Annotated in this window: 23 protein-coding genes and 1 pseudogene; all 24 read left to right on the top strand. The window is 66.3% G+C overall.

Going from position 1 to position 24,523, the window contains the following annotated elements:
• Positions 1-402, top strand: a pseudogene (locus IPF36_RS32770) (succinate dehydrogenase/fumarate reductase flavoprotein subunit); the annotation flags it as partial.
• Between the two features lie 34 nt (positions 403-436).
• Positions 437-1,138 carry a succinate dehydrogenase iron-sulfur subunit gene (locus IPF36_RS32765; protein ID WP_133098578.1) on the top strand — a complete coding sequence of 234 codons (702 nt, stop codon included), beginning with the start codon at positions 437-439 and terminating at the stop codon, positions 1,136-1,138.
• A gap of 78 nt (positions 1,139-1,216) precedes the next feature.
• Positions 1,217-1,504, top strand: a complete 288-nt coding sequence (locus tag IPF36_RS32760) for a succinate dehydrogenase assembly factor 2 (RefSeq protein ID WP_116322295.1) — start codon at positions 1,217-1,219, stop codon at positions 1,502-1,504.
• Positions 1,505-1,547: 43 nt separating this feature from the next.
• Complete coding sequence (gene gltA, locus IPF36_RS32755; RefSeq protein ID WP_133098523.1) at positions 1,548-2,849, top strand: citrate synthase; 1,302 nt, start codon at positions 1,548-1,550, stop codon at positions 2,847-2,849.
• Between the two features lie 539 nt (positions 2,850-3,388).
• Positions 3,389-4,504: a branched-chain amino acid ABC transporter substrate-binding protein gene (locus IPF36_RS32750; RefSeq protein WP_133098522.1), complete on the top strand. Its 1,116-nt coding sequence runs from the start codon at positions 3,389-3,391 to the stop codon at positions 4,502-4,504.
• An 85-nt stretch (positions 4,505-4,589) separates the two neighbouring features.
• Positions 4,590-5,516, top strand: a complete 927-nt coding sequence (gene livH, locus IPF36_RS32745; protein WP_133098521.1) for a high-affinity branched-chain amino acid ABC transporter permease LivH — start codon at positions 4,590-4,592, stop codon at positions 5,514-5,516.
• A gap of 35 nt (positions 5,517-5,551) precedes the next feature.
• On the top strand, positions 5,552-6,814 hold the full coding sequence (locus IPF36_RS32740; protein ID WP_195432123.1) for a high-affinity branched-chain amino acid ABC transporter permease LivM: 1,263 nt from the start codon (positions 5,552-5,554) through the stop codon (positions 6,812-6,814).
• Positions 6,815-6,822: 8 nt separating this feature from the next.
• On the top strand, positions 6,823-7,602 hold the full coding sequence (livG, locus tag IPF36_RS32735; protein ID WP_133098520.1) for a high-affinity branched-chain amino acid ABC transporter ATP-binding protein LivG: 780 nt from the start codon (positions 6,823-6,825) through the stop codon (positions 7,600-7,602).
• Positions 7,602-8,303 carry an ABC transporter ATP-binding protein gene (locus IPF36_RS32730; RefSeq protein WP_133098519.1) on the top strand — a complete coding sequence of 234 codons (702 nt, stop codon included), beginning with the start codon at positions 7,602-7,604 and terminating at the stop codon, positions 8,301-8,303. The genes livG and IPF36_RS32730 overlap by 1 nt, the downstream gene beginning before the upstream one ends.
• A 347-nt stretch (positions 8,304-8,650) precedes the next feature.
• Complete coding sequence (gene leuC, locus IPF36_RS32725) at positions 8,651-10,060, top strand: 3-isopropylmalate dehydratase large subunit (protein WP_133098518.1); 1,410 nt, start codon at positions 8,651-8,653, stop codon at positions 10,058-10,060.
• Between the two features lie 14 nt (positions 10,061-10,074).
• Complete coding sequence (locus IPF36_RS32720) at positions 10,075-10,206, top strand: entericidin A/B family lipoprotein (protein WP_116322288.1); 132 nt, start codon at positions 10,075-10,077, stop codon at positions 10,204-10,206.
• Positions 10,207-10,216: 10 nt separating this feature from the next.
• On the top strand, positions 10,217-10,867 hold the full coding sequence (gene leuD / locus IPF36_RS32715; RefSeq protein WP_133098517.1) for a 3-isopropylmalate dehydratase small subunit: 651 nt from the start codon (positions 10,217-10,219) through the stop codon (positions 10,865-10,867).
• A gap of 22 nt (positions 10,868-10,889) precedes the next feature.
• Complete coding sequence (leuB, locus tag IPF36_RS32710) at positions 10,890-11,957, top strand: 3-isopropylmalate dehydrogenase (RefSeq protein ID WP_195432121.1); 1,068 nt, start codon at positions 10,890-10,892, stop codon at positions 11,955-11,957.
• A 99-nt stretch (positions 11,958-12,056) separates the two neighbouring features.
• On the top strand, positions 12,057-12,188 hold the full coding sequence (locus IPF36_RS34935) for a hypothetical protein (protein ID WP_012353360.1): 132 nt from the start codon (positions 12,057-12,059) through the stop codon (positions 12,186-12,188).
• A 90-nt stretch (positions 12,189-12,278) separates the two neighbouring features.
• A complete protein-coding gene (gene asd, locus IPF36_RS32705) occupies positions 12,279-13,415 on the top strand; it encodes an aspartate-semialdehyde dehydrogenase (protein ID WP_133098515.1) in 1,137 nt (378 codons plus the stop codon).
• Positions 13,416-13,693: 278 nt separating this feature from the next.
• Positions 13,694-16,540 (top strand): FimV family protein, encoded by a 2,847-nt coding sequence (locus IPF36_RS32700; protein ID WP_195432120.1) that lies wholly within the window; start codon positions 13,694-13,696, stop codon positions 16,538-16,540.
• Between the two features lie 128 nt (positions 16,541-16,668).
• Positions 16,669-17,487: a tRNA pseudouridine(38-40) synthase TruA gene (gene truA / locus IPF36_RS32695; RefSeq protein WP_133095493.1), complete on the top strand. Its 819-nt coding sequence runs from the start codon at positions 16,669-16,671 to the stop codon at positions 17,485-17,487.
• A complete protein-coding gene (locus IPF36_RS32690; RefSeq protein WP_195432119.1) occupies positions 17,474-18,196 on the top strand; it encodes a phosphoribosylanthranilate isomerase in 723 nt (240 codons plus the stop codon). The genes truA and IPF36_RS32690 overlap by 14 nt, the downstream gene beginning before the upstream one ends.
• A gap of 126 nt (positions 18,197-18,322) precedes the next feature.
• Positions 18,323-19,516, top strand: coding sequence for a tryptophan synthase subunit beta (gene trpB, locus IPF36_RS32685; protein ID WP_116346157.1), 1,194 nt, complete (start codon positions 18,323-18,325; stop codon positions 19,514-19,516).
• Between the two features lie 98 nt (positions 19,517-19,614).
• Positions 19,615-20,427, top strand: coding sequence for a site-specific DNA-methyltransferase (locus IPF36_RS32680; protein ID WP_240746000.1), 813 nt, complete (start codon positions 19,615-19,617; stop codon positions 20,425-20,427).
• Position 20,428: 1 nt separating this feature from the next.
• Entirely contained in the window at positions 20,429-21,229 is an 801-nt protein-coding gene (gene trpA, locus IPF36_RS32675) for a tryptophan synthase subunit alpha (RefSeq protein ID WP_133095496.1), read from the top strand.
• 175 nt (positions 21,230-21,404) lie between these two features.
• Complete coding sequence (gene accD / locus IPF36_RS32670; RefSeq protein WP_195432118.1) at positions 21,405-22,277, top strand: acetyl-CoA carboxylase, carboxyltransferase subunit beta; 873 nt, start codon at positions 21,405-21,407, stop codon at positions 22,275-22,277.
• 137 nt (positions 22,278-22,414) lie between these two features.
• Complete coding sequence (gene folC, locus IPF36_RS32665; RefSeq protein ID WP_133095498.1) at positions 22,415-23,725, top strand: bifunctional tetrahydrofolate synthase/dihydrofolate synthase; 1,311 nt, start codon at positions 22,415-22,417, stop codon at positions 23,723-23,725.
• A 56-nt stretch (positions 23,726-23,781) separates the two neighbouring features.
• Complete coding sequence (locus IPF36_RS32660) at positions 23,782-24,504, top strand: SPOR domain-containing protein (protein WP_195432117.1); 723 nt, start codon at positions 23,782-23,784, stop codon at positions 24,502-24,504.
• Positions 24,505-24,523: the final 19 nt, after the last annotated feature.

Raw genomic sequence — 24,523 nt, 5'->3', positions numbered from 1 at the left:
ACGCAGGACGTCGCCAACGACATCCGCAAGAACATGCAGTCGCATGCCGGCGTGTTCCGCACCCAGAAGCTGATGGACGAAGGTGTCGACCGCATCCTGGAAGTGGCCGAGCGCGCCGACAACATCCACCTGAAGGACAAGTCCAAGGTCTTCAACACCGCGCTGGTGGAAGCCCTGGAAGTGGCCAACCTGGTGGAAGTGGCCAAGGCCACCATGATCTCGGCGGCCGCCCGCAAGGAATCGCGCGGTGCGCACGCGCACAGCGACTTCCCCAACCGCGACGACCAGAACTGGCTCAAGCACACGCTGTTCTACAGCGAAGGCAACCGCCTCGACTACAAGCCGGTGAAGATGGAACCGCTGACGGTGGAAAGCGTGCCGCCGAAGGCCCGTACCTTCTGAGCACCGCATCGTAGAGAAAACAGGACCCACAGAAATGAAGCGTATTTTCGAAGTCTACCGCTACGATCCGGACAAGGATGCGGCGCCGCGCATGCAGACCTACGAGGTCGAGCTCGACGGCCACGAGCGCATGCTGCTGGACGCGCTGGTCAAGCTCAAGAAGCTGGACGAGACCATCTCGTTCCGCCGTTCGTGCCGCGAAGGCGTGTGCGGCTCGGACGCGATGAACATCAACGGCAAGAACGGCCTGGCCTGCCTGACCAACATGCGCGAGCTGCCGGACCGCATCGTGCTGCGTCCGCTGCCCGGGCTGCCGGTGGTGCGCGACCTGATCGTCGACATGACGCAGTTCTTCAAGCAGTACAACTCGATCAAGCCGTTCCTGATCAACGACGAGCCGCCGCCCGAGAAAGAGCGCCTGCAGTCGCCGGAAGAGCGCGACGAGCTGGATGGCCTGTACGAGTGCATCCTGTGCGCCAGCTGCTCGACGTCGTGCCCGTCGTTCTGGTGGAACCCGGACAAGTTCGTCGGCCCGGCCGGCCTGCTGCAGGCTTACCGCTTCATCGCGGACAGCCGCGACCAGGCCACCAATGAGCGCCTGGACAACCTGAACGACCCGTACCGCCTGTTCCGCTGCCACAGCATCATGAACTGCGTCGACGTGTGCCCGAAGGGTCTGAACCCGACCAAGGCCATCGGCAAGATCAAGGAACTGATGGTTCGCCGCGCGGTGTGATCCTGCGGCTGTCTAAGTAGTAAGCGGTGCGTCAGCCAGAGCGGCTATATCTGGCGGGCGCACCGAAAGTAGGAAGCCATGACCGAGAGTCCTGCCACCACCTTCTCCCATCAGGCCGATCCGCACAAGCGCGCACGGTTGCGCTGGCGCGCCCGCCGCGGCCTCCTGGAGAACGACATCATCGTCGAACGTTTTTTCAACCGTTACGAGGAGAGCCTGTCCGACGAGGATGTGGCTGCGCTGAGCCAGCTGTTCGAGCTCAGCGACAACGAGTTGATGGACCTGCTCCTTGCCCGCAAGGAACTGGACGGTGAGCTCGACACGCCCCCGATGCAGCGCGTAGTGAACCTGCTGCGTTCGGTCTGAGTTTTGGTCAACATTATTATTCACAGCATTTGAAGGATCCGACATGACGCCGTCCGATGTGAAAGCCACGCTATCGTTCTCCGATGGTTCCCCCAGCGTTGAGCTGCCGATTTATACGGGCACCGTTGGCCCGGACGTGATCGACATTCGCAAGCTGTACGGACAAACCGGTAAGTTCACCTACGACCCCGGTTTCATGTCGACGGCTTCGTGTAATTCCAAGATCACCTATATCGACGGTGACAAGGGCGAGCTGCTGTATCGCGGCTACCCGATCGAGCAGCTGGCGCAGAAGTGCGACCACCTCGAGACCAGCTACCTGCTGCTCAAGGGTGAACTGCCCAACGCCAAGCAGAAGGAAGAATTCGTCGGCCACGTGATGAACCACACGATGGTCCACGAGCAGCTGCAGTTCTTCATGCGCGGTTTCCGCCGCGATGCCCACCCGATGGCAGTCCTGACCGGCCTGGTGGGTGCCATGAGCGCGTTCTACCACGACGCGATGGACATCGATGATCCGCACCAGCGCGAGATCTCGGCCATCCGCCTGATCGCCAAGATGCCGACCATGGTCGCCATGGCGTACAAGTACAACATCGGCCAGCCGTACATCTATCCGCAGAACGACCTGTCCTACTCGGGCAACTTCCTGCGCATGCTGTTCGCCACGCCGTGCGCCCCGTACACCGTGAACCCGGTGCTGGAGCGCGCGCTGGACCGCATCTTCATCCTGCACGCCGACCACGAGCAGAACGCGTCGACCTCGACCGTGCGCCTGGCCGGCTCGTCGGGCACCAACCCGTTTGCAGCTATCGCCGCGGGCGTGGCCTGCCTGTGGGGCCCGGCCCACGGCGGCGCCAACGAAGCCGCGCTGAAGATGCTGGAAGAGATCGGCAGCGTCGACAACATCCCCGAGTTCATCAAGCAGGTCAAGGACAAGAACTCGGGCGTGCGCCTGATGGGCTTTGGCCACCGCGTGTACAAGAACTACGATCCGCGCGCCAAGCTGATGCGCGAAACCTGCCATGAGGTGCTGAACGAGCTGGGCCTGCACAACGACCCGCTGTTCAAGCTGGCCATGGAGCTGGAAAAGATCGCGCTGGAAGACGAGTACTTCGTCAGCCGCAAGCTGTACCCGAACGTCGACTTCTACTCGGGCATCGTCCAGCGCGCGCTGGGCATCCCGACCTCGCTGTTCACCTGCATCTTCGCGCTGGCCCGCACCCCGGGCTGGATCTCGCAGTGGGAAGAGATGATCACCGATCCGGAATACAAGATCGGCCGTCCGCGCCAGCTGTTTGTCGGCGCCGCCACCCGCGACGTGCCGGACGTGTCCAAGCGCTGAGCGCAAGCTCATCCGATTCGCTGCGCAGTGCAGCAATTGCAAACGCCCCGGCCCGCCGGGGCGTTTGTCTTTTCTGGGGCGGCTCGCGTTGTGCGGTGCAGCGCGGGAAAGGGCAGGAAATCGCACCTCGAATGGTCCGGAGCGCAATTCGTGGAAAATTGTGTCGCGTTTTCCCACTGTGGTTCCGCATTTATTGTGCGATTGTCGCGTAGCGCAGGAAATTTGACCCTATAATGCGGGCTGCTTTGCCGACGGCAGCCGGGCCATCCCTCCGGCATGCGGTGCGGCAAGCGGGGCAGGCGAATCGCTTGCGCAATAGAGAACGCATCAAACGTTGTCTTTCCGAACCTTGGTCCCACACCACAGCGGGACTGACACATGCCGGGCCCCGCATCTCTTGAGCTTTTCCGCAGGCCCGTCTTCCGCGTCTCGGGCCGCTTTTCTGCCGTTCCGATCTCTGTAGTCCGCGGGTGTTGTTCGATTGCGCAGGTCATTCCGCTTCTGCCCGGATGACCCAAACATAAATCGAGGAGCTCCTGATGACGCTGTCCCGTCTTACCACCATTTCGCTGGCTGCCATGCTGGCCACCTTTGGCGCCGCCGCCAACGCCGAAACCGTGAAGATCGCCATTGCCGGCCCGATGAGCGGCTCGGTGGCGCAGTACGGTGACATGGTCAAGGCCGGTGCGCTGACCGCCGTCGAACAGATCAACGCAGCCGGCGGCGCCGGCGGCAACAAGTTGGAAGTGGTGATGATGGACGACGCCTGCGAACCGAAGCAGGCCGTCGCGGTGGCTAACAAGGTCGTCAGCCAGAACATCAAGTACGTGATCGGCCACGTGTGCTCGGGCTCGACCATCCCGGCCTCGGACATCTACGAGAACGAAGGCATCGTGATGGTCACGCCGTCGGCCACCGCGCCGCAGCTGACCGAGACCAGGAAGCGCAAGTTCATCTTCCGCACCATCGGCCGCGACGACCAGCAGGGCCCGGCCGCCGCCCAGTACATCATCGGCAAGGTCAAGCCGAAGAAGGTCGCCGTGCTGCACGACAAGCAGTCGTATGGCCAGGGCATCGCCAGCTCGGTGAAGAAGGACCTGGAAGCGGCCAAGATCCCGGTCGCCGTGTTCGAGGGCATCAACGCCGGCGATTCGGACTACTCCGCCGTCATCACCAAGCTGAAGTCGCAGGGCGTGGACTTTGTCTACTTCGGCGGCTACCACCCGGAAATGGGCCTGCTGCTGCGCCAGGCGCGCGAGCAGGGCGTGAAGGCCACCTTCATGGGTCCCGAGGGCGTGGGCAACAAGGACGTGACCGCCATTGCCGGCCCGTCGTCGGAAGGCATGCTGGTGACGCTGCCGGCCGACTTCTCGGCCGACCCGGCCAACGCCGGCCTGGTCAAGGCGTTTGCCGACAAGAAGCGCGACGCCAACGGCCCATTCCAGATGCCGTCCTACGCCGCCGTCAAGATCATCGGAGACGCCATCGCCGGCGCCAAGAGCACCGATCCGGCCAAGGTCGCGGCGTACATGCACAAGAACGCCTTCACCACCCCGATCGGCAAGGTCGAGTACGACGACAAGGGCGACCTGAAGTCCTTCAAGTTCGTGGTCTACACCTGGCACAAGGACGCCAGCAAGACCGCCGCAAACTAAGCAGGCGCTCCTTCCCGCCCACGCCCCGCCCGGCCTCCGGGCGGGGCGTTCTGGTATCGGGCTTCAAGTTCCTGAGGCTTCCCCTATGAATGAATTCCTTCCACAGTTCACCCAGCAGCTGGTCAACGGCCTGACGCTGGGTGCGATCTATGCGCTGATCGCCATCGGCTACACAATGGTCTACGGCATCATCGGCATGATCAATTTCGCGCACGGCGAGATTTACATGATCGGTGCCTACGTCGGCCTGGTCACGCTCACCGCGATCGGCGCCCAGGCAGGCTACCCCCTGCCGCTGGTGCTGGGCGCCGCCCTGCTGGTCTCGGTGCTGGTCACCGGCGTCTACGGCTTTGCGGTCGAGCGGGTGGCATACCGGCCCCTGCGCGGCGGTCCGCGGCTGGTGCCGCTGATCTCCGCCATCGGCATGTCGATCTTCCTGCAGAACTATGTCCAGATCGGGCAGGGCGCGCGCGACGTGTCCGTGCCGGTGCTGATCTCGGGCGCCATCGAGTTCCAGATGGGCGGCGATTTCACCGTGACCGTGCCGTATTCGCGCCTGCTGATCGTCGGCGTAACGCTGGTGATGATGATCGCGCTGACGCTGTTCATCGGCCGCTCGCGCATGGGCCGTGCCTGCCGCGCCTGCGCCGAAGACATGCGCATGGCCAATCTGCTCGGCATCGACACCAACAAGGTAATCTCGTTCACCTTCGTGCTGGGCGCGATGCTGGCCGCCGTCGGCGGCGTGCTGATCGGGCTGAGCATCGGCAAGCTCAATCCCTTTATCGGCTTTATCGCCGGCATCAAGGCCTTTACCGCGGCGGTGCTGGGCGGCATCGGCAGCATCCCGGGCGCGATGCTCGGCGGCGTGCTGCTGGGCCTGGCGGAAACCTTCGCCTCGGGCTACATGCCGGCGGAATACAAGGACGTGGTCGCATTCAGCCTGCTGGTGCTGGTGCTGCTGTTCCGTCCGACCGGGCTGCTGGGCAAGCCTGATGTCGAGAAGGTGTGAGGGAGGGCGAGACAATGACTAACCAAACTTTCGCAATGTCCGCCGGGCAGGTAGCGCGCGGCGGCGCCACGCCGGGCCAGTCGCTCAAGAACGCGATCACGGCGGCCGTGATGACGGCAATCCTGACCATTCCCATCCTGGGCCTGCAGCTCAGGCTGGAAGGCTACAAGGTGGTGCTCGAGCCGCACTGGCGTCCGGTATGGATTGCCGTGGCGGCAGTGTTCCTGTTCCAGCTGTTCAAGCCGTTGCTGTCGCGTGCCGGCAGTGCCGTGCGCCTGCCGTCGGTGCCGCAGCTCGGCGCGCGCCAGCAGCGCGTGGCGATATGGGTGCTGCTGGCGGTCGGGCTGGTGTGGCCGTTCTTCGGCTCGCGCGGCGCGGTCGACGTGGCCACGCTGGCGCTGATCTACGTGATCCTGGGGCTGGGCCTGAATATCGTGGTGGGCTATGCCGGCCTGCTCGACCTGGGCTACGTCGGCTTCTATGCGATCGGCGGCTATACCTATGCGCTGCTGAACCAGCACTTCGGGCTAGGCTTCTGGGAATGCCTGCCGATCGCCGCGGCGATGTCGGCAACCTTCGGCTTCCTGCTCGGCTTCCCGGTGCTGCGGCTGCGCGGCGACTACCTCGCCATCGTGACGCTGGGCTTCGGCGAGATCATCCGCCTGCTGGCCAACAACCTGACCAGCCTGACCGGCGGCCCGGATGGTGTCTCGGGCATTCCCAAGCCGTCCGTATTCGGCATCGAAATGGGGCGCAGCGCCAGCGTGGAGGGCACGAAGACCTTCCATGACCTGATCGGCCTGGACTACAGCGGCCAGCACATGGTGATCTTCCTGTACCTGCTGGCGCTGCTGCTGGTGGGCTTCACGCTGTTCGTCACCAGCCGCCTGATCCGCATGCCGATGGGCCGTGCCTGGGAAGCGCTGCGCGACGACGAGATCGCGTGCCGCTCGCTGGGCCTGAACCCGACCCGCATCAAGCTGTCGGCGTTCACGCTGGGCGCATCGTTCGCCGGCATCGGCGGCGCGTTCTTCGCGGCGCGCCAGGGGCTGGTCAATCCGGAATCGTTCACCTTCATCGAGTCGGCGCTGATCCTTGCCGTGGTGGTGCTGGGCGGCATGGGTTCGCAGCTGGGCGTGATCCTGGCGGCGATCCTGTTGACGGTGCTGCCTGAAGTGGCGCGCGGCTTTGCCGAATATCGCATGCTGATCTTCGGCCTGGTGATGGTGCTGATGATGATGTGGCGTCCGCAGGGCCTGCTGCCCGCGAGCCGTCCGCACGTGGAGCTTCCCCGATGAACGCGCCGATGACTAGTTTGCAACAAGCCGAATTGTTGAAAGTATCCGGCCTGCAGATGCGCTTCGGCGGCCTGCTCGCCGTGGACGGCATCGATTTCGATGTCCGCAAGGATGAGGTCTTCGCCATCATCGGCCCCAACGGCGCCGGCAAGACCACGGTGTTCAACTGCGTCGGCGGCTTCTACAAGCCGACCGCGGGCGAGGTCACGCTGGATGGCCACGACATCGCCGGCCTGCCCAGCCACAAGGTGGCGCGCCAGGGCCTGGTGCGGACCTTCCAGAACATCCGCCTGTTCAAGTCGCTGACGGTGGTGGAAAACCTGCTGGTGGCGCAACACCTGCAGGTGCAGTCCGGCATCCTGCGCGGCCTGTTTGCCACCCCGGCCTATCGCCGTGCCGAGCGCGAGGCGCTGGAACGCGCCGCGGTCTGGCTGGAGCGGATGGGCCTGACCAAGGTGGCCAACCGCGAGGCCGGCACGCTGTCGTACGGCCACCAGCGCCGGCTGGAGATCGCACGCTGCATGATCACCAAGCCGCGCCTGCTGATGCTGGACGAGCCCGCCGCAGGCCTGAACCCGCAGGAGAAGGTCGAGCTGCAGCAGCTGATCGACCAACTGCGCCGCGAATTCGGCATTGCCGTGCTGCTGATCGAGCACGACATGAGCCTGGTGATGGGCGTGTCCGACCGCATCCTGGTGATGGAGCACGGCAAGCCTATCGTGATCGGCAAGCCCGACGAAGTGCGCAATGACCCGCGCGTGATCAAGGCCTACCTGGGAGAGGACTGATGCTGAAGCTGGAACAGGTCCATACCCACTACGGCGCCGTCGAGGCGCTGTCGGGCGTATCGATCGAAGTCAACAAGGGGGAGATCGTCACCCTGATCGGCAGCAACGGTGCCGGCAAGACGACGCTGATGATGACCGTGTGCGGCACGCCGCGTGCGTCCAGAGGGCGCGTGCTGTTCGAGGGCGAGGACATCACCAACCGCTCGACGCACGAGATCATGCGGTTGGGGCTCGCGATCTCGCCCGAGGGCCGGCGCGTGTTCCCGAGCCTGACCGTGCTGGAAAACCTGAAGATGGGCGGCTTCTTTGCCAGGCGCGACGAGATCGAGGCCGGCATCGAGCACGTGTTCAAGCTGTTCCCGCGGCTGAACCAGCGCGCCAGCCAGCGTGCCGGCACCATGTCGGGCGGCGAGCAGCAGATGCTGGCGATCGGCCGCGCGCTGATGAGCCGGCCCCGGCTGCTGCTGCTGGACGAGCCCACGCTCGGCCTCGCGCCGCTGATCATCGCGCAGATCTTCGACATCATCCGGACCATTCGTGACGAGGGCGTCACCGTGTTCCTGGTCGAGCAGAACGCCAACAAGGCGCTGCAGGTCGCGGATCGGGGCTATGTGCTGGAGACCGGCAAGGTGGTGCTGGCCGATACCGGTGCTAACCTGCTGGCCAATGACCGGATCAAGGCTGCCTACCTGGGCGGCTGATGCCGGCGGCCGTCGCCCTGCAACGGGGCGACGGCTCTTTACCGATTCGTTTTCGTGATCGGCGAAAGCCCCCTTTCGCCAATCACATTACATTCCAGGCGCCGTCCCGGCCGGGCAGGGCGCTGATCCCCATATCCCCTGTGGCATAATCGATTGCCAAGTCAAGCATTGCAGCAACGCTTGAAATAACGCTCGCTTCAGGCGGCTTCCGGCGCGATCATCGCAATCACGCTATCGACGCCCGTGTTCGCCACCGCGACCGAAGCGAACAAAAACCCCTGCAAACTACTGCGCGGTCACCGCGGCCTCTCCTGCAAGGGAGCGGTCATTCGGTCCGCCATCGCATCATGGCCAAGACGCTCTACGACAAACTCTGGGATGACCACACCGTCCACGTCGAGGAAGACGGCACCACGCTGCTCTACATCGACCGCCACCTGCTGCATGAAGTGACCAGCCCGCAGGCGTTCGAAGGCCTGAAGATGGCGGAGCGTCCGGTATGGCGCATCAGCGCGAACCTGGCCGTCTCGGACCATAACGTGCCGACCACCGACCGCAGCCAGGGGATCGCCGACCCGGTGTCGAAGCTGCAGGTCGATACGCTGGATGCCAACTGCGACAGCTTCGGCATCACCCAGTTCAAGATGACCGACCACCGCCAGGGCATCGTGCACGTGATCGGGCCGGAGCAGGGCGCGACGCTGCCGGGCATGACGGTGGTGTGCGGCGACTCGCATACCAGCACGCACGGCGCCTTCGGCGCGCTGGCGCACGGCATCGGCACCTCTGAAGTCGAGCACGTGCTGGCCACGCAGACGCTGCTGGGCAAGAAGGCAAAGAACATGCTGGTCAGGGTGGAAGGCAAGCTGCCGCGCGGCTGCACCGCCAAGGACATCGTGCTCGCCATCATCGGCAAGATCGGTACCGCCGGCGGCACCGGCTACACCATCGAGTTTGCCGGCTCGGCCATCCGCGACCTGACCATGGAAGGCCGCATGACGGTCTGCAACATGGCCATCGAAGCGGGCGCGCGCGCCGGCCTGGTGGCGGTGGACGACGTCACGCTGGAATACGTCAAGGGCCGCCCGTACGCGCCGCAGGGTGTGGAGTGGGAGCAGGCCGTGGCCTACTGGCGCACGCTGCATTCGGATGCGGGCGCCAAATTCGACCAGGTGGTCGAGCTGCGTGCCGAAGAGATCCGCCCGCAGGTGACCTGGGGCACCTCGCCGGAAATGGTCATCAGCATCGAAGACCGCGTGCCGGATCCCGAGAAGGAAAAGGACTCGACCAAGCGCAACGCCATGGAGCGCGCGCTGGAATACATGGGCCTGCAGCCCAACGTGCCGGTGGAGAGCATCAGTATCGACAAGGTCTTCATCGGCTCGTGCACCAACAGCCGTATCGAAGACATGCGCGCCGCCGCGTGGGTGGTGCAGAAGCTGGGCCGCAAGATCGCATCCAACGTCAAGCTGGCGCTGGTGGTGCCGGGTTCGGGCCTGGTCAAGGAACAGGCCGAGCGCGAAGGCCTGGACAAGATCTTCAAGGCCGCCGGCTTTGAATGGCGCGAGCCGGGCTGCTCGATGTGCCTGGCCATGAACGCCGACCGCCTCGATCCGGGCGAGCGCTGCGCGTCGACCTCGAACCGCAACTTCGAAGGCCGTCAGGGCGCCGGTGGCCGTACCCACCTGGTGAGCCCGGCGATGGCAGCGGCTGCCGCCATCGAAGGCCATTTCGTCGACATCCGCAAGCTGGGCTGAGCGGAGCGCGGCAGATGAAAAGGACCCTGATCGCATGGCTGGCATGCCTGGGCATGCTGCAGCTGGCTGGCTGCAACACCATGGCCGGCCTGGGCAAGGACACGCAGGCCGCCGGCAGCTCGCTCGAGCGCGCGGCCAAGAAGTAAGGAAAGAGACATGGACAAGTTCACTGTACACAGCGGCCTCGTGGCTCCGCTCGATCGCGAGAACGTCGACACCGACGCCATCATCCCGAAGCAGTTCCTGAAGTCGATCAAGCGCACCGGCTTTGGCCCCAACCTGTTCGACGAGTGGCGCTACAAGGATGTCGGCGAGCCCGGCATGGACAACAGCAAGCGTCCGCTGAACCCGGATTTCGTGCTGAACCAGCAGCGCTACCAGGGGGCATCGATCCTGCTGGCGCGCCGCAACTTCGGCTGCGGCAGTTCGCGCGAGCACGCGCCGTGGGCGCTGACGCAATACGGCTTCCGCGCCGTGATCGCGCCCAGCTTTGCCGATATCTTCTTCAACAACTGCTACAAGAACGGCTTGCTGCCGGTGGTGTTGAGCGAGCAGCAGGTCGACCACCTGTTCAACGAGACCAACGCGTTCAACGGCTACCAGCTGACCATCGACCTGGACAAGCAGGCCGTGATCACACCGTCGGGCCAGGGCTATGAATTCGACATCGCCCCGTTCCGCAAGTACTGCATGCTGAATGGCTTCGACGATATCGGCCTGACCCTGCGCCATGCCGACAAGATCAAGGCCTACGAGGCCGAGCGCGTGGCGAAAATGCCGTGGCTGAACAACCGCCTGGTCGGATAAGACTCAACCGAGGAAGACAACAATGAAGATCGCAGTCCTGCCGGGTGACGGCATCGGTCCCGAAATCGTTGCAGAGGCCGTCAAGGTCCTGAACGCGCTCGACGAGAAGTTCGAACTCGAAACCGCGCCCGTGGGCGGCGCCGGCTACGAGGCCGAAGGCCATCCGCTGCCGGAGAACACGCTGAAGCTGGCCAAGGAGGCCGACGCCATCCTGTTCGGCGCCGTCGGCGACTGGAAGTACGACAGCCTGGAGCGCCCGCTGCGCCCCGAGCAGGCCATCCTGGGCCTGCGCAAGCACCTGCAGCTGTTCGCCAACTTCCGTCCGGCGATCTGCTACCCGGAACTGACCGGTGCCTCGAGCCTGAAGCCCGAGCTGGTGGCCGGCCTGGACATCCTGATCGTCCGTGAGCTGAACGGCGACATCTACTTCGGCCAGCCGCGCGGCCTGCGCGAAGCGCCGGACGGCATGTTCAAGGGCGCGCGCGAAGCCTTCGACACCATGCGCTACAGCGAGCCGGAAATCCGCCGCATCGCGCATGTGGCGTTCCAGGCCGCGGCCAAGCGCGGCAAGAAGCTGTGCAGCGTCGACAAGGCCAACGTGCTCGAGACCTTCCAGTTCTGGAAGGACATCGTGATCGATGTCAGCAAGGAATATCCGGAAGTCGAGCTGTCGCACATGTATGTCGACAACGCGGCCATGCAGCTGGTCAAGGCGCCCAAGAGCTTCGACGTGATCGTCACCGGCAATATGTTCGGCGACATCCTGTCGGACGAGGCCGCCATGCTGACCGGCTCGATCGGCATGCTGCCGTCGGCGTCGCTGGATGCGAACAACAAAGGCCTGTATGAGCCTTCGCACGGCTCGGCGCCGGACATCGCCGGCAAGGGCGTGGCCAATCCGCTGGCCACCATCCTGTCGGCGGCGATGATGTTGCGGTACTCGCTGAACCGCGCCGAGCAGGCCGACCGCATCGAGAACGCCGTCAAGAAGGTGCTGGCTCAGGGCTATCGCACCGGCGACATCCTGACGCCGGGCTGCAAGCAGGTCGGCACCCGCGAGATGGGAGAGGCCGTTCTGGCCGCACTGTAAGTCACACGCAAAAGGGCACCGCCGGCGCGGTGCCCTTTGTTTTATTTGTCCCTAATTTGCACGCTGCGGCGGCGCCGCAAAATCGTGTAGACTCTGCGAATGGCCCGATTTTCCCAGTCCACCCTGACTGCTGTTGTCGCCCTGACCGCCACCCGCGGCCCGGTCGGCACGATTTCGCTCGGCCAGACCGCAACGACGATTAAAACCATTATTAAAACCGCGATCGCCTAGATCCGTTCGTCGTGCCTGCCCGTCTTCCCCGCGCAGCCACGCCGGGCGAGGAAAATGGCGGGGAAGTAAAAATCACATCCGAGGTAAATCATGATTGTAGGTCTCGTCGGTTGGCGGGGTATGGTCGGCAGCGTCCTGATGCAGCGCATGCAGGAAGAGCGTGATTTCGACCACATCGAGCCCGTCTTCTTCAGCACGTCCAACGCCGGCGGCAAGGCGCCCGCCATGGCCAAGAACGAAACCACGCTCAAGGATGCCAACGACATCGAGGCACTGAAGAAGTGCGACGTGGTGCTGACCGCCCAGGGCGGCGACTACACCAACGAGGTCTTCCCCAAGCTGCGCGCGGCTGGCTGGAAGGGCTACTGGATCGACGCGGCCTCGTCGCTGCGCATGAAGGACGATGCCATCATCGTGCTGGATCCGGTCAACCAGGGTGTGATCAAGGACGCGCTGTCCAAGGGCGTCAAGAATTTCATCGGCGGCAACTGCACGGTCAGCTGCATGCTGATTGGCCTGGGCGGCCTGTTCCAGGCCGACATGGTCGAATGGATGACCTCGATGACCTACCAGGCCGCTTCGGGCGGCGGCGCCCAGCACATGCGCGAGCTGCTGACGCAGTTCGGCACGCTGAACGCGTCGGTCAAGCCGCTGCTGGATGACCCGGCGTCGGCCATCCTGGAAATCGACCGCCAGATCCTGGCGACCCAGCATGGCCTGTCCGCCGAGGAAACCAAGCAGTTCGGCGTGCCGCTGGCCGGCAACCTGATCCCCTGGATCGACAAGGACCTGGGCAACGGCCAGTCCAAGGAAGAATGGAAGGGCGGCGCCGAGACCAACAAGATCCTGGGCCGTGGCGAGGGCTTCCTGGGTGCGACCGGCGCCACGCCGATCGCCGTCGACGGCCTGTGCGTCCGCATCGGCGCGATGCGCTGCCACTCGCAGGCGCTGACCATCAAGCTGCGCCGCGACGTGCCGCTGGACGAGATCGAAGGCATGCTGGCGGCCCACAACCAGTGGGCCAAGGTGGTGCCAAACACGCGTGAAGCCAGCATGACCGACCTGACCCCGGCGGCCGTGACCGGCACGCTGACGATCCCGGTCGGCCGCCTGCGCAAGATGCAGATGGGCGGCGAGTACCTGTCGGCCTTCACGGTCGGCGACCAGCTGCTGTGGGGCGCGGCCGAGCCGCTGCGCCGCATGCTGCGTATCCTGATCGAATCCTGATGGGTGGCTGATAGCTGCGTGCCTGGTTGCGTCCGTTGCAGCCAGGCAACAGAAAAGACCGCTTTGCCGACAACGCCGCGCCCACGCGCGGCGTTGTTGTATCCGGACGCCTATTTTCCCGGGCGATGCGTCACAATACGGCGGCATGCGCCCCGGCCCGCAGGGGTCGGCGCCTGTTGGTCAAGGGGTGCAATCAGAATGCCCCGCCAGCTTGACGGACCTGTCTATGGGGTCGGTTTGTCGATGTATATCGCTACTAAAACATAACGGAGCATAAGGTGAGTGTGAGCCAACATCGCCGGAAAGATGCGCCTACTGCCCGTCAGCGCTGGTCAACGCTGGCCGTCACGGCACTGGGTCTGCTGCTTGCGCAGCCGGCCGCATATGCCGCGGGGTTCGGGCAATTGCGGGTTCAGTCGAATCTGGGGCAGCCGCTGCAGGCTGAGATCGACATCAGCGGGGTCACACCCGATGAGGCCGCCGCGCTGAACGTCAAGCTGGCGTCGCCTGGGGCGTACGCCGCGGCCGGGCTGATCTACCAGCCCGCGGTCAGCACGCTGCGGCTGGAGATCGAGCGCCGCCCGAACGGCAGCTATGTCGCCAAGGTCCGTTCGACGCAGCCGATCAGCGAGCCGTTCGTCGATATCCTGGTCGACATGAGCTGGGCCAGCGGCAAGGTTTCGCGCGCCTACACATTCCTGCTTGATCCCGCCGGGGTCAAGCCTTCCAACGAGAGCTATTCGCCTTCGACGGTGGTGCAGGCTGCAACGCCCGACGCTTCGCCCGCCACCGCGCAACAGCCCGCGGCTGCGGCGGCGCCGCAGGCGGCCGCACCGGGAGCCGCACAGGGGGCCGCGCCCGCCGCAGAATCCGCCCGTCCGGCAGCGCCGGTGCGTCCCGCACGGCAGGCCAGGCGCGCGCCGTCCGCGCCCGCCGCCAGCGCCGACACGGCGCCGGGCAGTGGCTATACCGTCAAGCGCGGCGATACGCTGTACGGGATTGCCGGCGAAGCCGTACAGGGCGCCGAATCGGTGTCGCTGGACCAGATGCTGGTCGCGCTCTACCGCAACAATCCCAACGCCTTTATCGGCGGCAACATGAACCGGCTGCGCAGCGGCGCGGTGCTGCAGGTGCCGACCCCGCAACAGGCGCAGTCCGTCACGCCGAAGGAGGCGCGCCGCGAGGTGGTGGCGCGCACGCAGGGCTTCGACGCCTATCGCAGCCGCCTGGCGAGTGCCGCCGCGGCCAAGTCGGTCGTACCCGACAGCGGCCGCCAGCAGTCCGGCAACGTGACGGCGCGCGTGCAGGAACAGGCCGCCCCGACCGATGGCCCACGCGACGAGCTGAAGCTGAGCAAGGGCGAGCGGGGCGCGCAGGCCGATGCTGCCGCCAAGGCCGAAGCCAACGTCGCGCGCGAGCGCCAGGTCAAGGAAGCCGAGGCGCGCCTGGCGCAGCTGGAAAAGAATATCGGCGACATGCAGAAGCTGCTCGAGCTGAAGAACGCCGAGATCGCCAAGCTGAGCCAGACCAACCAGGCTGCGCTGGCTGACAAGGAAAAGGAGAAGGAAAAGGCGGCCGCGGTGGCCAAGCCGGAAGCAGCCGCACCGAACGTGGTGGCTGCCCAGGCGCCAAAGGCCGATGCCGCTGAACCGGCAGCGGCAGCGGCAGCAGCCACTGCCGCCGCCGTGCCGGATGCCGCCGCCAGTGCCGCTGCTGCCGCAGCGCCGGCGGTGGCAGCCGCCGGGGCTTCGGCGCCGCAGGCCGCAGCAGCGGCTGCCGCGCCGGCATCGGCCCCGGCAGCCAAGCCGGCGCCGCCCGTGGTGGCCCCGCCCGCACCGGTGCAGGAGCCGTCGTTCCTTGACGGCCTGCTGGCCAACCCGCTGCTGCTGCCCGGCGGCGGCCTGGTGGTGGCGCTGCTCGGCGTCTACGCGATCTATCGCCGCCGCCGCCAGCAGAAGGAAGGCGAGGCGACCGGCTTCGGCGACAGCATCCTGTCGCAGGAAAGCACGGTGATGGCCGGCACCAATTCGCTGTTCGGTGCCGCCGGCGGCCAGAGTGTCGATACCTCGCAGCACAGCGTGTTCGGTGCCGACTTCCGCATCGGCAACAACACGCCGGAAGCCAACGAGGTCGACCCGATCGCCGAGGCCGAGGTCTATATCGCCTACGGGCGCGATGTGCAGGCGGAGGAAATCCTGCGCGAAGCCCTGGAGAAAAGCCCGGAGCAGCAGTCGGTGCGGCTCAAGCTCCTGGAGATTTACAGCAACAGACAGGATGTGGAAGGTTTCCGCGTGATAGCAGAAGAAATGTTCGCCCAGACCGGCGGGCACGGTGCGGAATGGCTGAAGGCAGCGGAAATGGGGCGCGCGCTCGAGCCGGGCAACGCGATGTACCTGGCGGTGACGCCGGAGGCCGCGGGTCAGGATACGGCCTCGCCGGCGACGGACCAGTGGCGCACACAGGACCCGTCGCAGGATCCGGCTTCGATCCCGCGCCTGGAGCCCTCGCTGGGCGACCTGGCGTTGCCGCTGGACGCCTTCCCGGCGCCCGCGGCGGGCGACCCGATCGTGGCGCCGGCGTCGGCGGCAATGATGTTCGGTGCGGATTCGGACCCGACCGAGCCGGCGGTGCGCCTGGACGGCGGACTGGACCTGGACTTCCCGGCCCGTGCCAGCGATCCGCTGGCGGACGAGCACGCGCACGACGTGCCGCGCCTGGACACGCCGACGCGCTCGCGGCCGCTGGAGTTCGACATGTCGGCCCTTTCGCTGGACCTGGGCAGTGGGCCGTCGGCCAACAGTGATGCGCCGGTCGCGGCGGACGAGGCTTTCGCGCCGCTGCCAGCGACCACCCTGCTGCGCGACGGCAAGCTGGCTGCGCCGATCGACCTGTCGCGTGTACCGGACGAAACCAATCCCGACACGGCCCGCGGCGTTTCGCCCAGCACGCTGTCGACCGATGGCTTCGACGGCGGGCGCGACATGCAGATCAAGCTCGACCTGGCACGCGCCTATATCGAGATCGGCGACAAGGAAGGGGCCCGCGAGCTGCTGCAGGAAGTGGTCGAGCAGTCGCAGGACCCGCTGCAGGCCGAGGCCCGTTCGCTGCTGCTGGAAGTGGCCTGAGCTATCATTGACGGTCCGCCGCGGCACGCGCTGCCGCGGCCTGAAGCGATGCGCCGGAAGCGTCCCTTCCGGCGCATTTGCTTTTCCGGCGCGCATCGCCTGCTCGCCGCCATGCTTTTTCCCCTGACATGAACCGCATCGCACTTGGCCTGCACTACGACGGCGCCGCCTTTTCCGGGTGGCAGTCGCAGCCGCACCGCAATACCGTGCAGGATCACCTCGAAGACGCCATCGAGCGCTTTGCCGGCGTGCGCCTGCTGACCACCGTGGCGGGGCGCACCGATGCCGGCGTGCACGCGCTGGGGCAGGTGATCCACCTGGATACCGGGCTGGAACGCGAGCCCTTCTCCTGGGTGCGTGGCGTCAATGCCTTCCTGCCGCGGTCGATCGCGCTGCAGTGGGCGCTGCCGGTCGACGAAGGCTTCCATGCCCGCTTCCTGGCCTATGAGCGCATGTACTACTACGCGCTCTACACCGGTCCGCACCGGGTGCCAATGGTTCATGGCCGCGCCGGCTACCAGATGCTGCCGCCCGGACAACGCCTCGACGTGGACGCCATGCGCGAAGCCGCGGCGCACCTGATCGGCGAACACGACTTTTCCGCGTTCCGCGCCGCCGAATGCCAGGCCAAGTCGCCGGTCAAGACCATGTACGACGTCACCATCCGCGACGACGGCAACTGGGTGTTCCTGCGCTTTCGCGCCAGCGCCTTCCTGCACCATATGGTGCGCAACCTGATGGGCTGCCTGGTGGCGGTGGGCCGGCGCCGCTACCCGCCGCAGTGGCTCGCGCAGGTGCTCGCCGGGCGCGACCGCAAGCTGGCGGCGCCCACGTTCATGCCGGATGGCCTCTACCTGGTCGGGGTCAAGTATCCTGATGCTTACCCGATCCCCGCGGCCGACCCGTCCGCGAGCCTGTTCCATGGAGTGTTCGATGACGCAGCCTGAGGGCAGTGCGGCGCACCTGCCGCAGCGCACCCGCATCAAGATCTGCGGCCTGACCCGCGAAGACGACGTGCGCGCCGCCGTCGACGCCGGCGCGGACGCGATCGGGCTGGTGTTCTACCCGAAGAGCCCCCGCTACGTCGACGTGGCGCAAGCCGCGGCGCTGGCCGAGGCCGCCGGGCCGTTCGTCGCGGTGACGGGACTGTTCGTCAACGCCGAACTGGAAGACATCGCCCACGTGGCCGAGCGCGTGCCGCTGACGCTGCTGCAGCTGCACGGCGACGAAACCCCGCAGTTCTGCACCCAGGCCGCCCAGCGCTGCCGGCTGCCGTTCCTGCGCGCCGCCCGTGTCCGTCCGGGGCTCGATTTGGTAGAATTTGCCGACCAATACCGTGATGCCGCTGCCTTGCTGCTCGATGCCTTCGTCGAAGGCTACGGCGGTGGCGGCCACGTCTTCGACTGGACCCTGATTCCTCCGGCATGGCTTCCGCCCAATCCTCCGGTCCCGGCAACCGGCAACCCGAACGCAAGCGGCGCTCCTCGCATCGTTTTGAGTGGTGGGTTGAACGCGCAAAACGTCGCTGGCGCGATTGAACGCGTGCGGCCCTACGCTGTGGACGTCAGCAGCGGGGTAGAGGCCGCCAAGGGCGTGAAAGACCACGCCCGCATTGCCGAATTCGTGCGCGCTGTCCGCAGCGCCTGCGCAGGATGAACCGGGCCGAAGCCCGATCCCTTCCGCAGACCGCGCCCCGCAGTTCCAGGGCGGGCATCGCACACCCAGTCAACCAGGCGAGCCTTGCCGAGCCAAGGCAAGGCCGCTGATTCAAAGAGCCCAGACATGTACGACCTGCCCGATTCCCGTGGCCATTTCGGCCCCTATGGCGGCACCTTCGTTTCCGAGACGCTGGTCCACGCGCTGGACGAACTGCGCGAAGCCTATGCGCACTACCAGAAGGATCCGGAGTTCGATGCCGAATTCCGCCGCGAGCTGAAGCACTTCGTCGGCCGCCCGTCGCCGATCTACCACGCGCAGCGCTGGAGCGAGACCCTCGGCGGCGCGCAGATCTACTTCAAGCGCGAAGACCTGAACCACACCGGCGCGCACAAGATCAACAACGTCATCGGCCAGGCGCTGCTGGCCAAGCGCATGGGCAAGCCGCGCGTGATCGCCGAGACCGGGGCAGGGCAGCACGGCGTGGCCACGGCCACCATCGCCGCCCGCTTCGGCATGGAATGCGTGGTCTACATGGGCGCCGAGGACGTCAAGCGCCAGGCCGCCAACGTCTACCGCATGAAACTGCTGGGCGCGACCGTGGTGCCGGTGGAAAGCGGCTCGCGCACCCTCAAGGACGCGCTCAATGAAGCCATGCGCGACTGGGTCACCAACGTCGAGAACACCTTCTACATCATCGGCACCGTGGCCGGCCCGCACCCGTACCCGATGATGGTGCGCGACTTCCAGTGCGTGATCGGCGAGGAGGCCAAGGTGCAGATGCCCGAGCTGGCCGGCCGCCAGCCGGATGCCGTGATCGCGTGCGTGGGCGGCGGCTCCAATGCCATGGGCATCTTCTACCCGTACATCGAGCACCAGGACGTGCAGCTGATCGGCGTGGAAGCCGCCGGCGATGGCCTGGACACCGGCCGCCACGCGGCTTCGCTGACCGGCGGCACGCCTGGCGTGCTGCACGGCAACCGCACCTACCTGCTGCAGGACGACAACGGCCAGATCATCGAGACGCATTCGGTCTCGGCCGGCCTGGACTACCCCGGCGTCGGCCCCGAGCATGCCTGGCTCAAGGACAGTGGCCGCGCGCAGTACGTGCCGATCACCGACGAGGAAGCGCTCAAGGCCTTCCACGACTGCTGCCGCATCGAGGGCATCATCCCGGCGCTGGAATCGAGCCATGCGATCGCCTACGCGTGCAAGCTGGCGCCCACGCTGCCCAAGGACAAGCTGCTGCTGGTGAACCTGTCCGGACGCGGCGACAAGGACATGCATACCGTGGCCGAGCGCGCGGGGCTCAAGCTCTGATGCGCGCGCTGCCCCACCCCCAGGGCCTTGCCGTCGGCGGGCCCGACTGCTTGCCTGGCGCGATTGACGCGCCGCCGCTGCACTTGTTCCAGGAAGACATGTTCGAGGGCATTGCCCGCCTGCCGGACGGCTCGGTCGACCTGATCGTCGCCGATCCGCCGTACGGCCTGGGCAAGGACTACGGCAACGATTCCGACCTGCTGTCGGGCCAGGCCTACCTGGACTGGTCCGAGCGCTGGATGGACGCGGTCGTGCCCAAGCTCGCGCCCAAGGGCACGCTCTACCTGTTCTGCACCTGGCAGTACTCGCCGGAGCTGTTCGTGATGCTCAAGCGGCGCCTGACGATGATCAACGAGATCATCTGGGACCGCCGCGTGCCCAGCATGGGCGGCACCACGCGCAAGTTCTCGTCGGTGCACGACAACATCGGCTTCTTTGCCAAGGCGCGCGACTACTACTTCGATCTCGACCCGGTCCGCATCCCGTACGACCCCGAGACCAAGAAGGCGCGCAGCCGTCCGCGCTTCGAGGGCAAGAAGTGGCTGGAGGTGGGCTACAACCCCAAGGACCTGTGGAGCATCTCGCGCATCCACCGGCAGGACCCCGAACGCGCCAACCACCCGACGCAGAAGCCGCTGGAGATCGTCGAGCGCATGGTGCTGTCGAGTTGCCCGCCGGGCGGCCTGGTGCTGGACCCGTTCGCGGGCAGCGGCACCACCGCGGTGGCGTGCCTGCGCCACGGCCGCCGCTTTGTCGGCTACGAGATCAACCCGGAGTACGTGCAGGTGGCGTGCGGGCGCGTGGCTGCGGCCGCGCAAGCCATGCCCGCGATCGAGCCTGACGTCACCCCAACCCCGGCCGCCGCCAACGACGACGCCTCGCCGGCGCCGCGGCCTCACCTGATTCCCTGATATGTCCCGTATCCAGAAGACGTTCGCGGCACTGGCCGCGCAGCAGAAAAAGGGCCTGATTCCGTTCATCACCGCCGGCGATCCCGAGCCCGGCCTGACCGTGGCGCTGATGCACGCGCTGGTGGCGGGCGGCGCCGACGTGATCGAGCTGGGCGTGCCGTTCTCCGACCCGATGGCCGACGGCCCGGTGATCCAGCGCGCCTCCGAGCGCGCGCTGGCGCAGGGCGTGTCGCTGACCCAGGTGCTGCAGTGGGTGCGCGAGTTCCGCCAGGCCAATGCCGAGACCCCGGTGGTGCTGATGGGCTACGCCAACCCGATCGAGCGCATGGGCGAAGAGGCCTTTGCCAAGGCCGCGAGCGCGGCCGGCGTGGATGGCGTGCTGGTGGTCGACTATCCGCCCGAGGAGTGCGAGTCGTTCGCCGCGCTGATGCGCGACCATGGCATGGACCCGATCTTCCTGCTAGCGCCGACCTCCACCGATGCGCGCATCGAGGCGGTGGCCAAGGTCGCCAGCGGCTATCTTTACTATGTCTCGCTCAAGGGCGTGACCGGCTCCGCATCGATCGACCTGGACAGCGTGGCGTCACGCCTGCCGCTGATCAAGCAGCACGCCAACCTGCCGGTGGGCGTGGGCTTCGGCATCCGCGACGCGCAGACCGCGCGCGCGATCGGCAGCGTGTCCGACGCGGTGGTGATCGGCAGCCGCCTGGTGCAGTTGCTGGAAGACACGCCGCGCGAGCAGGCGGTGGCAACGCTGCAGGCGTTTATCGCGGAGATCCGCCAGGCGCTGGACGCCAAGTGACCTAATCACTGCCTGGCAGGAATCAAGAAGTGACGCGGCGTGCCCAATACGCGCGCCGCGCTTCGAGGTCACGGGCCCGCCGTGGTAAATTCGCGGGTTGATTCCCTGCCACCTGCCGAAGTTCGCCCTGACACAGGGTTTGCCGGCGGCGCGCAGCTATCCGAAAGGAGCTTTCATGAGCTGGTTGGATAAACTCCTGCCCCCCAAGATTCAACAGACCGACCCCCGCACCCGCAAGGGCATCCCGGAGGGGTTGTGGGTCAAGTGCCCGTCGTGCGAGTCAACCCTGTACCGGACCGACGTCGAGGCCAACCTGCACGTCTGCCCCAAGTGCGACCACCACATGCGCATCAGCGCGCGTGCGCGCCTGGACGCGCTGCTGGACGCCGAAGGCCGCTATGAGATCGGCCAGGAGATCGTGCCGGTCGACGCGCTCAAGTTCAAGGACTCGAAGAAGTATCCGGACCGCATCAAGGCGGCCATGGACGAGACCGGCGAGACCGACGCCATGGTGGTGATGGGCGGTGCCATCCACACCATCCCGGTGGTGGCGAGCTGCTTCGAGTTCGAGTTCATGGGCGGCTCGATGGGCTCGGTGGTGGGCGAGCGCTTCGTGCGCGGCGCGCAGGCCGCGCTCGAGCAGAAGGTGCCGTTCATCTGCTTTACCGCCACCGGCGGCGCGCGCATGCAGGAAAGCCTGCTGTCGCTGCTGCAGATGGCCAAGACCACGGCCATGCTGAACCAGCTGAGCGCGAGCAAGCTGCCGTTCATCAGCGTGCTGACCGACCCGACCATGGGTGGCGTGTCGGCCTCGTTCGCCTTCCTGGGCGACGTGGTGATCGCCGAGCCCAAGGCGCTGATCGGCTTTGCCGGCCCGCGCGTGATCGAGCAGACCGTGCGCGAGAAGCTGCCGGAAGGCTTCCAGCGCTCGGAATTCCTGCTGCAGAAGGGCGCCGTCGACATGATCGTCGATCGCCGCAAGATGCGCGCCGAACTGGCGCAGCTGCTGGCGCTGCTGCAGAAGCAGCCGGCCGACGCGGTGGCATAACGCCGCAAATATCGCTGTACCGAAGGCGCGGGTGGTTGACGCGCCTTTCGCCTTTTCTGGACGCCAGCGGCGCCGGCACTTGACTTTGCGCCCGCCTGCCCGAATCTGGTAGCAAACGCTTTCCTCGCACACCTGAAATGCCTGTCTTCCATACGCTGCCCGAATGGCTTACCCATCTCGAAACCGCCCACCCCGTGGGCATCGACATGGGCCTGACGCGCATCACGCGCGTCAAGGAAGCCCTCGGGCTGCGCATCGACGCCACGGTCTTCACCGTGGGTGGCACCAACGGCAAGGGTTCGACCTGCGCCATGCTTGAGCGCATCCTGCTGGAGGCGGGCTACAAGGTGGGCTGCCACACCTCGCCGCACCTGATCTCGTTCAACGAGCGGGCGCGCCTCAATGGCGAGATGGCGACCGACGCGCAGCTGCTGCCGCACTTCGAGGCGGTCGAGCGCGCGCGCAACAGCTTTGCCGACCCGGTCAGCCTGACCTACTTCGAGTTCACCACGCTGGCGATCATCCATTTCTTCGCGGCTTCCGGCCTGGACGCGATCATCCTCGAAGTCGGGCTGGGCGGCCGCCTGGATGCGACCAATGTGATCGATACCGACTGCGCCATCGTCACCAGCGTCGATATCGACCACACCCAGTACCTGGGCAACACGCGCGAGGAAATCGGCTTTGAAAAGGCCGGCATCTTCCGCCCGGGCGTGCCGGCGGTCTGCGGCGACCCGGTGCCGCCCAAGTCGCTGGTGGCGCATGCCGAAGCCATCGGCGCCGAGCTGTGGCTGGTGGGCCGCGATTTCCACTTCCACGCGGCCAAGGGCCAGGAACGCCAGCAATGGGACTGGAGCGGTGGCGGGCGCAAGCTCAATGGCCTGGGCTACCCCGCGCTGCGCGGCGCCAACCAGCTGCTGAACGCCGCCGCCGTGCTGGCCGCGCTGCAGGCCATGCGCCCGCAATTGCCGGTGAGCGCGCAGGAAGTGCGCAACGGGCTGGCGTTCGTCGAGCTGCCGGGACGCTTCCAGGTGCTGCCGGGACGGCCCGCGGTGATCCTCGATGTGGCGCATAATCCGCATGCGGCCGCCACGCTGGGGCAGAACCTGGAGAACATGGGCTTCTTCCGCTACACCTATGCGGTGTTCGGCGCGATGCAGGACAAGGATATTGCCGGCGTGCTGCAGCATGTGGCCGACAAGGTCGACCACTGGTGCCTGTGCGACCTGCCGACCGAGCGCGCCGCCAGCGCCGCCGACGTGCTGGCGACACTTGAGGGGGGCGGTTTCCGCGCCGGCCCCGACGCCACCGCCGCCTGCTTTTCCAGTCCGGAGGCGGCATTCCGCGACGCCATGGAGAGAGCGACCGAGAATGATAGAATTCTGGTCTTCGGATCGTTCTATACCGTCGCCGGCGTGATGGCCTACCGGGCCACCCAAGCCAACTGAGCGGCAAACGCAACGACCGGCCCCTGCCTGAAGGGGCTGTCGCACCGAACCAATCTATGGGCCTGCTTTCGCTGTTTTCTTCCCGCAAGGGCAACGACCCGGCACCGGAGCGTGCGCGCCGCCAGCGCAACGACCCCGGTGCAGGCATCGCCTCGTCGCGCCGTCTCGCCGACGAATATGCCGACGACACGCTGGACCCTGAATTCCCGCAGAAGCAGCGCGCGCGCCGCCGCCTGATCGGCGCCGTGGTGCTGGTGGTGGCCGCGGTGATCGTGTTGCCGATCGTGTTCGAGACCAAGCCGCGCCCGGTGGCCGACGATGTCGCGGTCAAGGTGAGCGGCGGGCAGGGCAGCAGCAAGCCCCGCGTCGAGCCGCGCAAGGCCGACCCGCTGCCGCCGGCGCCGGCGGCCCGCAGCGACGCGGCGGCGCTCGATGCCGGCGAGGAAATCGTCAATACGGCGGACAAGCCCGCCGACAAGCCCATCCAGCGCGCCGAGGCCAAGCCCGACGCTAAGCCCGAAGCCAAGCCTGAGGCCAAGCCCCAGGGCAGCGGCAAGTACCTGATCCTGATCGGCGCGTTCTCGTCGGAAGAGAAGGCGAAGACCTGGCTGGCCAAGCTCAAGGCGAGCAAGGTGCCGGCCTATGTGGAAAAGAAAGTGCTGGCCGACGGCGAGCGCATCCTGCTGCGCGCCGGTCCCTTCAGCGACCGCGACGCCGCCGATGCCGCCGACAAGCGCGTGCGCGCGGCGGGCCTGAGCTCGAAGGTAATCGAACAGTAAGGGCTAGCGCTGCCTGGCC

It is taken from the genome of Cupriavidus sp. IK-TO18, from assembly GCF_015549295.1.
Taxonomy (GTDB): Bacteria; Pseudomonadota; Gammaproteobacteria; order Burkholderiales; family Burkholderiaceae; genus Cupriavidus; species Cupriavidus oxalaticus_A.
This window is presented reverse-complemented; position numbering and strand designations above follow the sequence as displayed.

Excerpts from the sequence above, each read along its gene's own strand:
- IPF36_RS32765 (WP_133098578.1), top strand. The coding sequence starts at position 437 with ATGAAGCGTATTTTCGAAGTCTACCGCTACGATCCGGACAAGGATGCG.
- IPF36_RS32760 (WP_116322295.1), top strand. The coding sequence starts at position 1,217 with ATGACCGAGAGTCCTGCCACCACCTTCTCCCATCAGGCCGATCCGCAC.
- gltA (WP_133098523.1), top strand. The coding sequence starts at position 1,548 with ATGACGCCGTCCGATGTGAAAGCCACGCTATCGTTCTCCGATGGTTCC.
- IPF36_RS32750 (WP_133098522.1), top strand. The coding sequence starts at position 3,389 with ATGACGCTGTCCCGTCTTACCACCATTTCGCTGGCTGCCATGCTGGCC.
- livH (WP_133098521.1), top strand. The coding sequence starts at position 4,590 with ATGAATGAATTCCTTCCACAGTTCACCCAGCAGCTGGTCAACGGCCTG.
- IPF36_RS32740 (WP_195432123.1), top strand. The coding sequence starts at position 5,552 with ATGTCCGCCGGGCAGGTAGCGCGCGGCGGCGCCACGCCGGGCCAGTCG.
- livG (WP_133098520.1), top strand. The coding sequence starts at position 6,823 with ATGACTAGTTTGCAACAAGCCGAATTGTTGAAAGTATCCGGCCTGCAG.
- IPF36_RS32730 (WP_133098519.1), top strand. The coding sequence starts at position 7,602 with ATGCTGAAGCTGGAACAGGTCCATACCCACTACGGCGCCGTCGAGGCG.
- leuC (WP_133098518.1), top strand. The coding sequence starts at position 8,651 with ATGGCCAAGACGCTCTACGACAAACTCTGGGATGACCACACCGTCCAC.
- IPF36_RS32720 (WP_116322288.1), top strand. The coding sequence starts at position 10,075 with ATGAAAAGGACCCTGATCGCATGGCTGGCATGCCTGGGCATGCTGCAG.
- leuD (WP_133098517.1), top strand. The coding sequence starts at position 10,217 with ATGGACAAGTTCACTGTACACAGCGGCCTCGTGGCTCCGCTCGATCGC.
- leuB (WP_195432121.1), top strand. The coding sequence starts at position 10,890 with ATGAAGATCGCAGTCCTGCCGGGTGACGGCATCGGTCCCGAAATCGTT.
- IPF36_RS34935 (WP_012353360.1), top strand. The coding sequence starts at position 12,057 with ATGGCCCGATTTTCCCAGTCCACCCTGACTGCTGTTGTCGCCCTGACC.
- asd (WP_133098515.1), top strand. The coding sequence starts at position 12,279 with ATGATTGTAGGTCTCGTCGGTTGGCGGGGTATGGTCGGCAGCGTCCTG.
- truA (WP_133095493.1), top strand. The coding sequence starts at position 16,669 with ATGAACCGCATCGCACTTGGCCTGCACTACGACGGCGCCGCCTTTTCC.
- IPF36_RS32690 (WP_195432119.1), top strand. The coding sequence starts at position 17,474 with ATGACGCAGCCTGAGGGCAGTGCGGCGCACCTGCCGCAGCGCACCCGC.
- trpB (WP_116346157.1), top strand. The coding sequence starts at position 18,323 with ATGTACGACCTGCCCGATTCCCGTGGCCATTTCGGCCCCTATGGCGGC.
- IPF36_RS32680 (WP_240746000.1), top strand. The coding sequence starts at position 19,615 with ATGTTCGAGGGCATTGCCCGCCTGCCGGACGGCTCGGTCGACCTGATC.
- trpA (WP_133095496.1), top strand. The coding sequence starts at position 20,429 with ATGTCCCGTATCCAGAAGACGTTCGCGGCACTGGCCGCGCAGCAGAAA.
- accD (WP_195432118.1), top strand. The coding sequence starts at position 21,405 with ATGAGCTGGTTGGATAAACTCCTGCCCCCCAAGATTCAACAGACCGAC.
- folC (WP_133095498.1), top strand. The coding sequence starts at position 22,415 with ATGCCTGTCTTCCATACGCTGCCCGAATGGCTTACCCATCTCGAAACC.
- IPF36_RS32660 (WP_195432117.1), top strand. The coding sequence starts at position 23,782 with ATGGGCCTGCTTTCGCTGTTTTCTTCCCGCAAGGGCAACGACCCGGCA.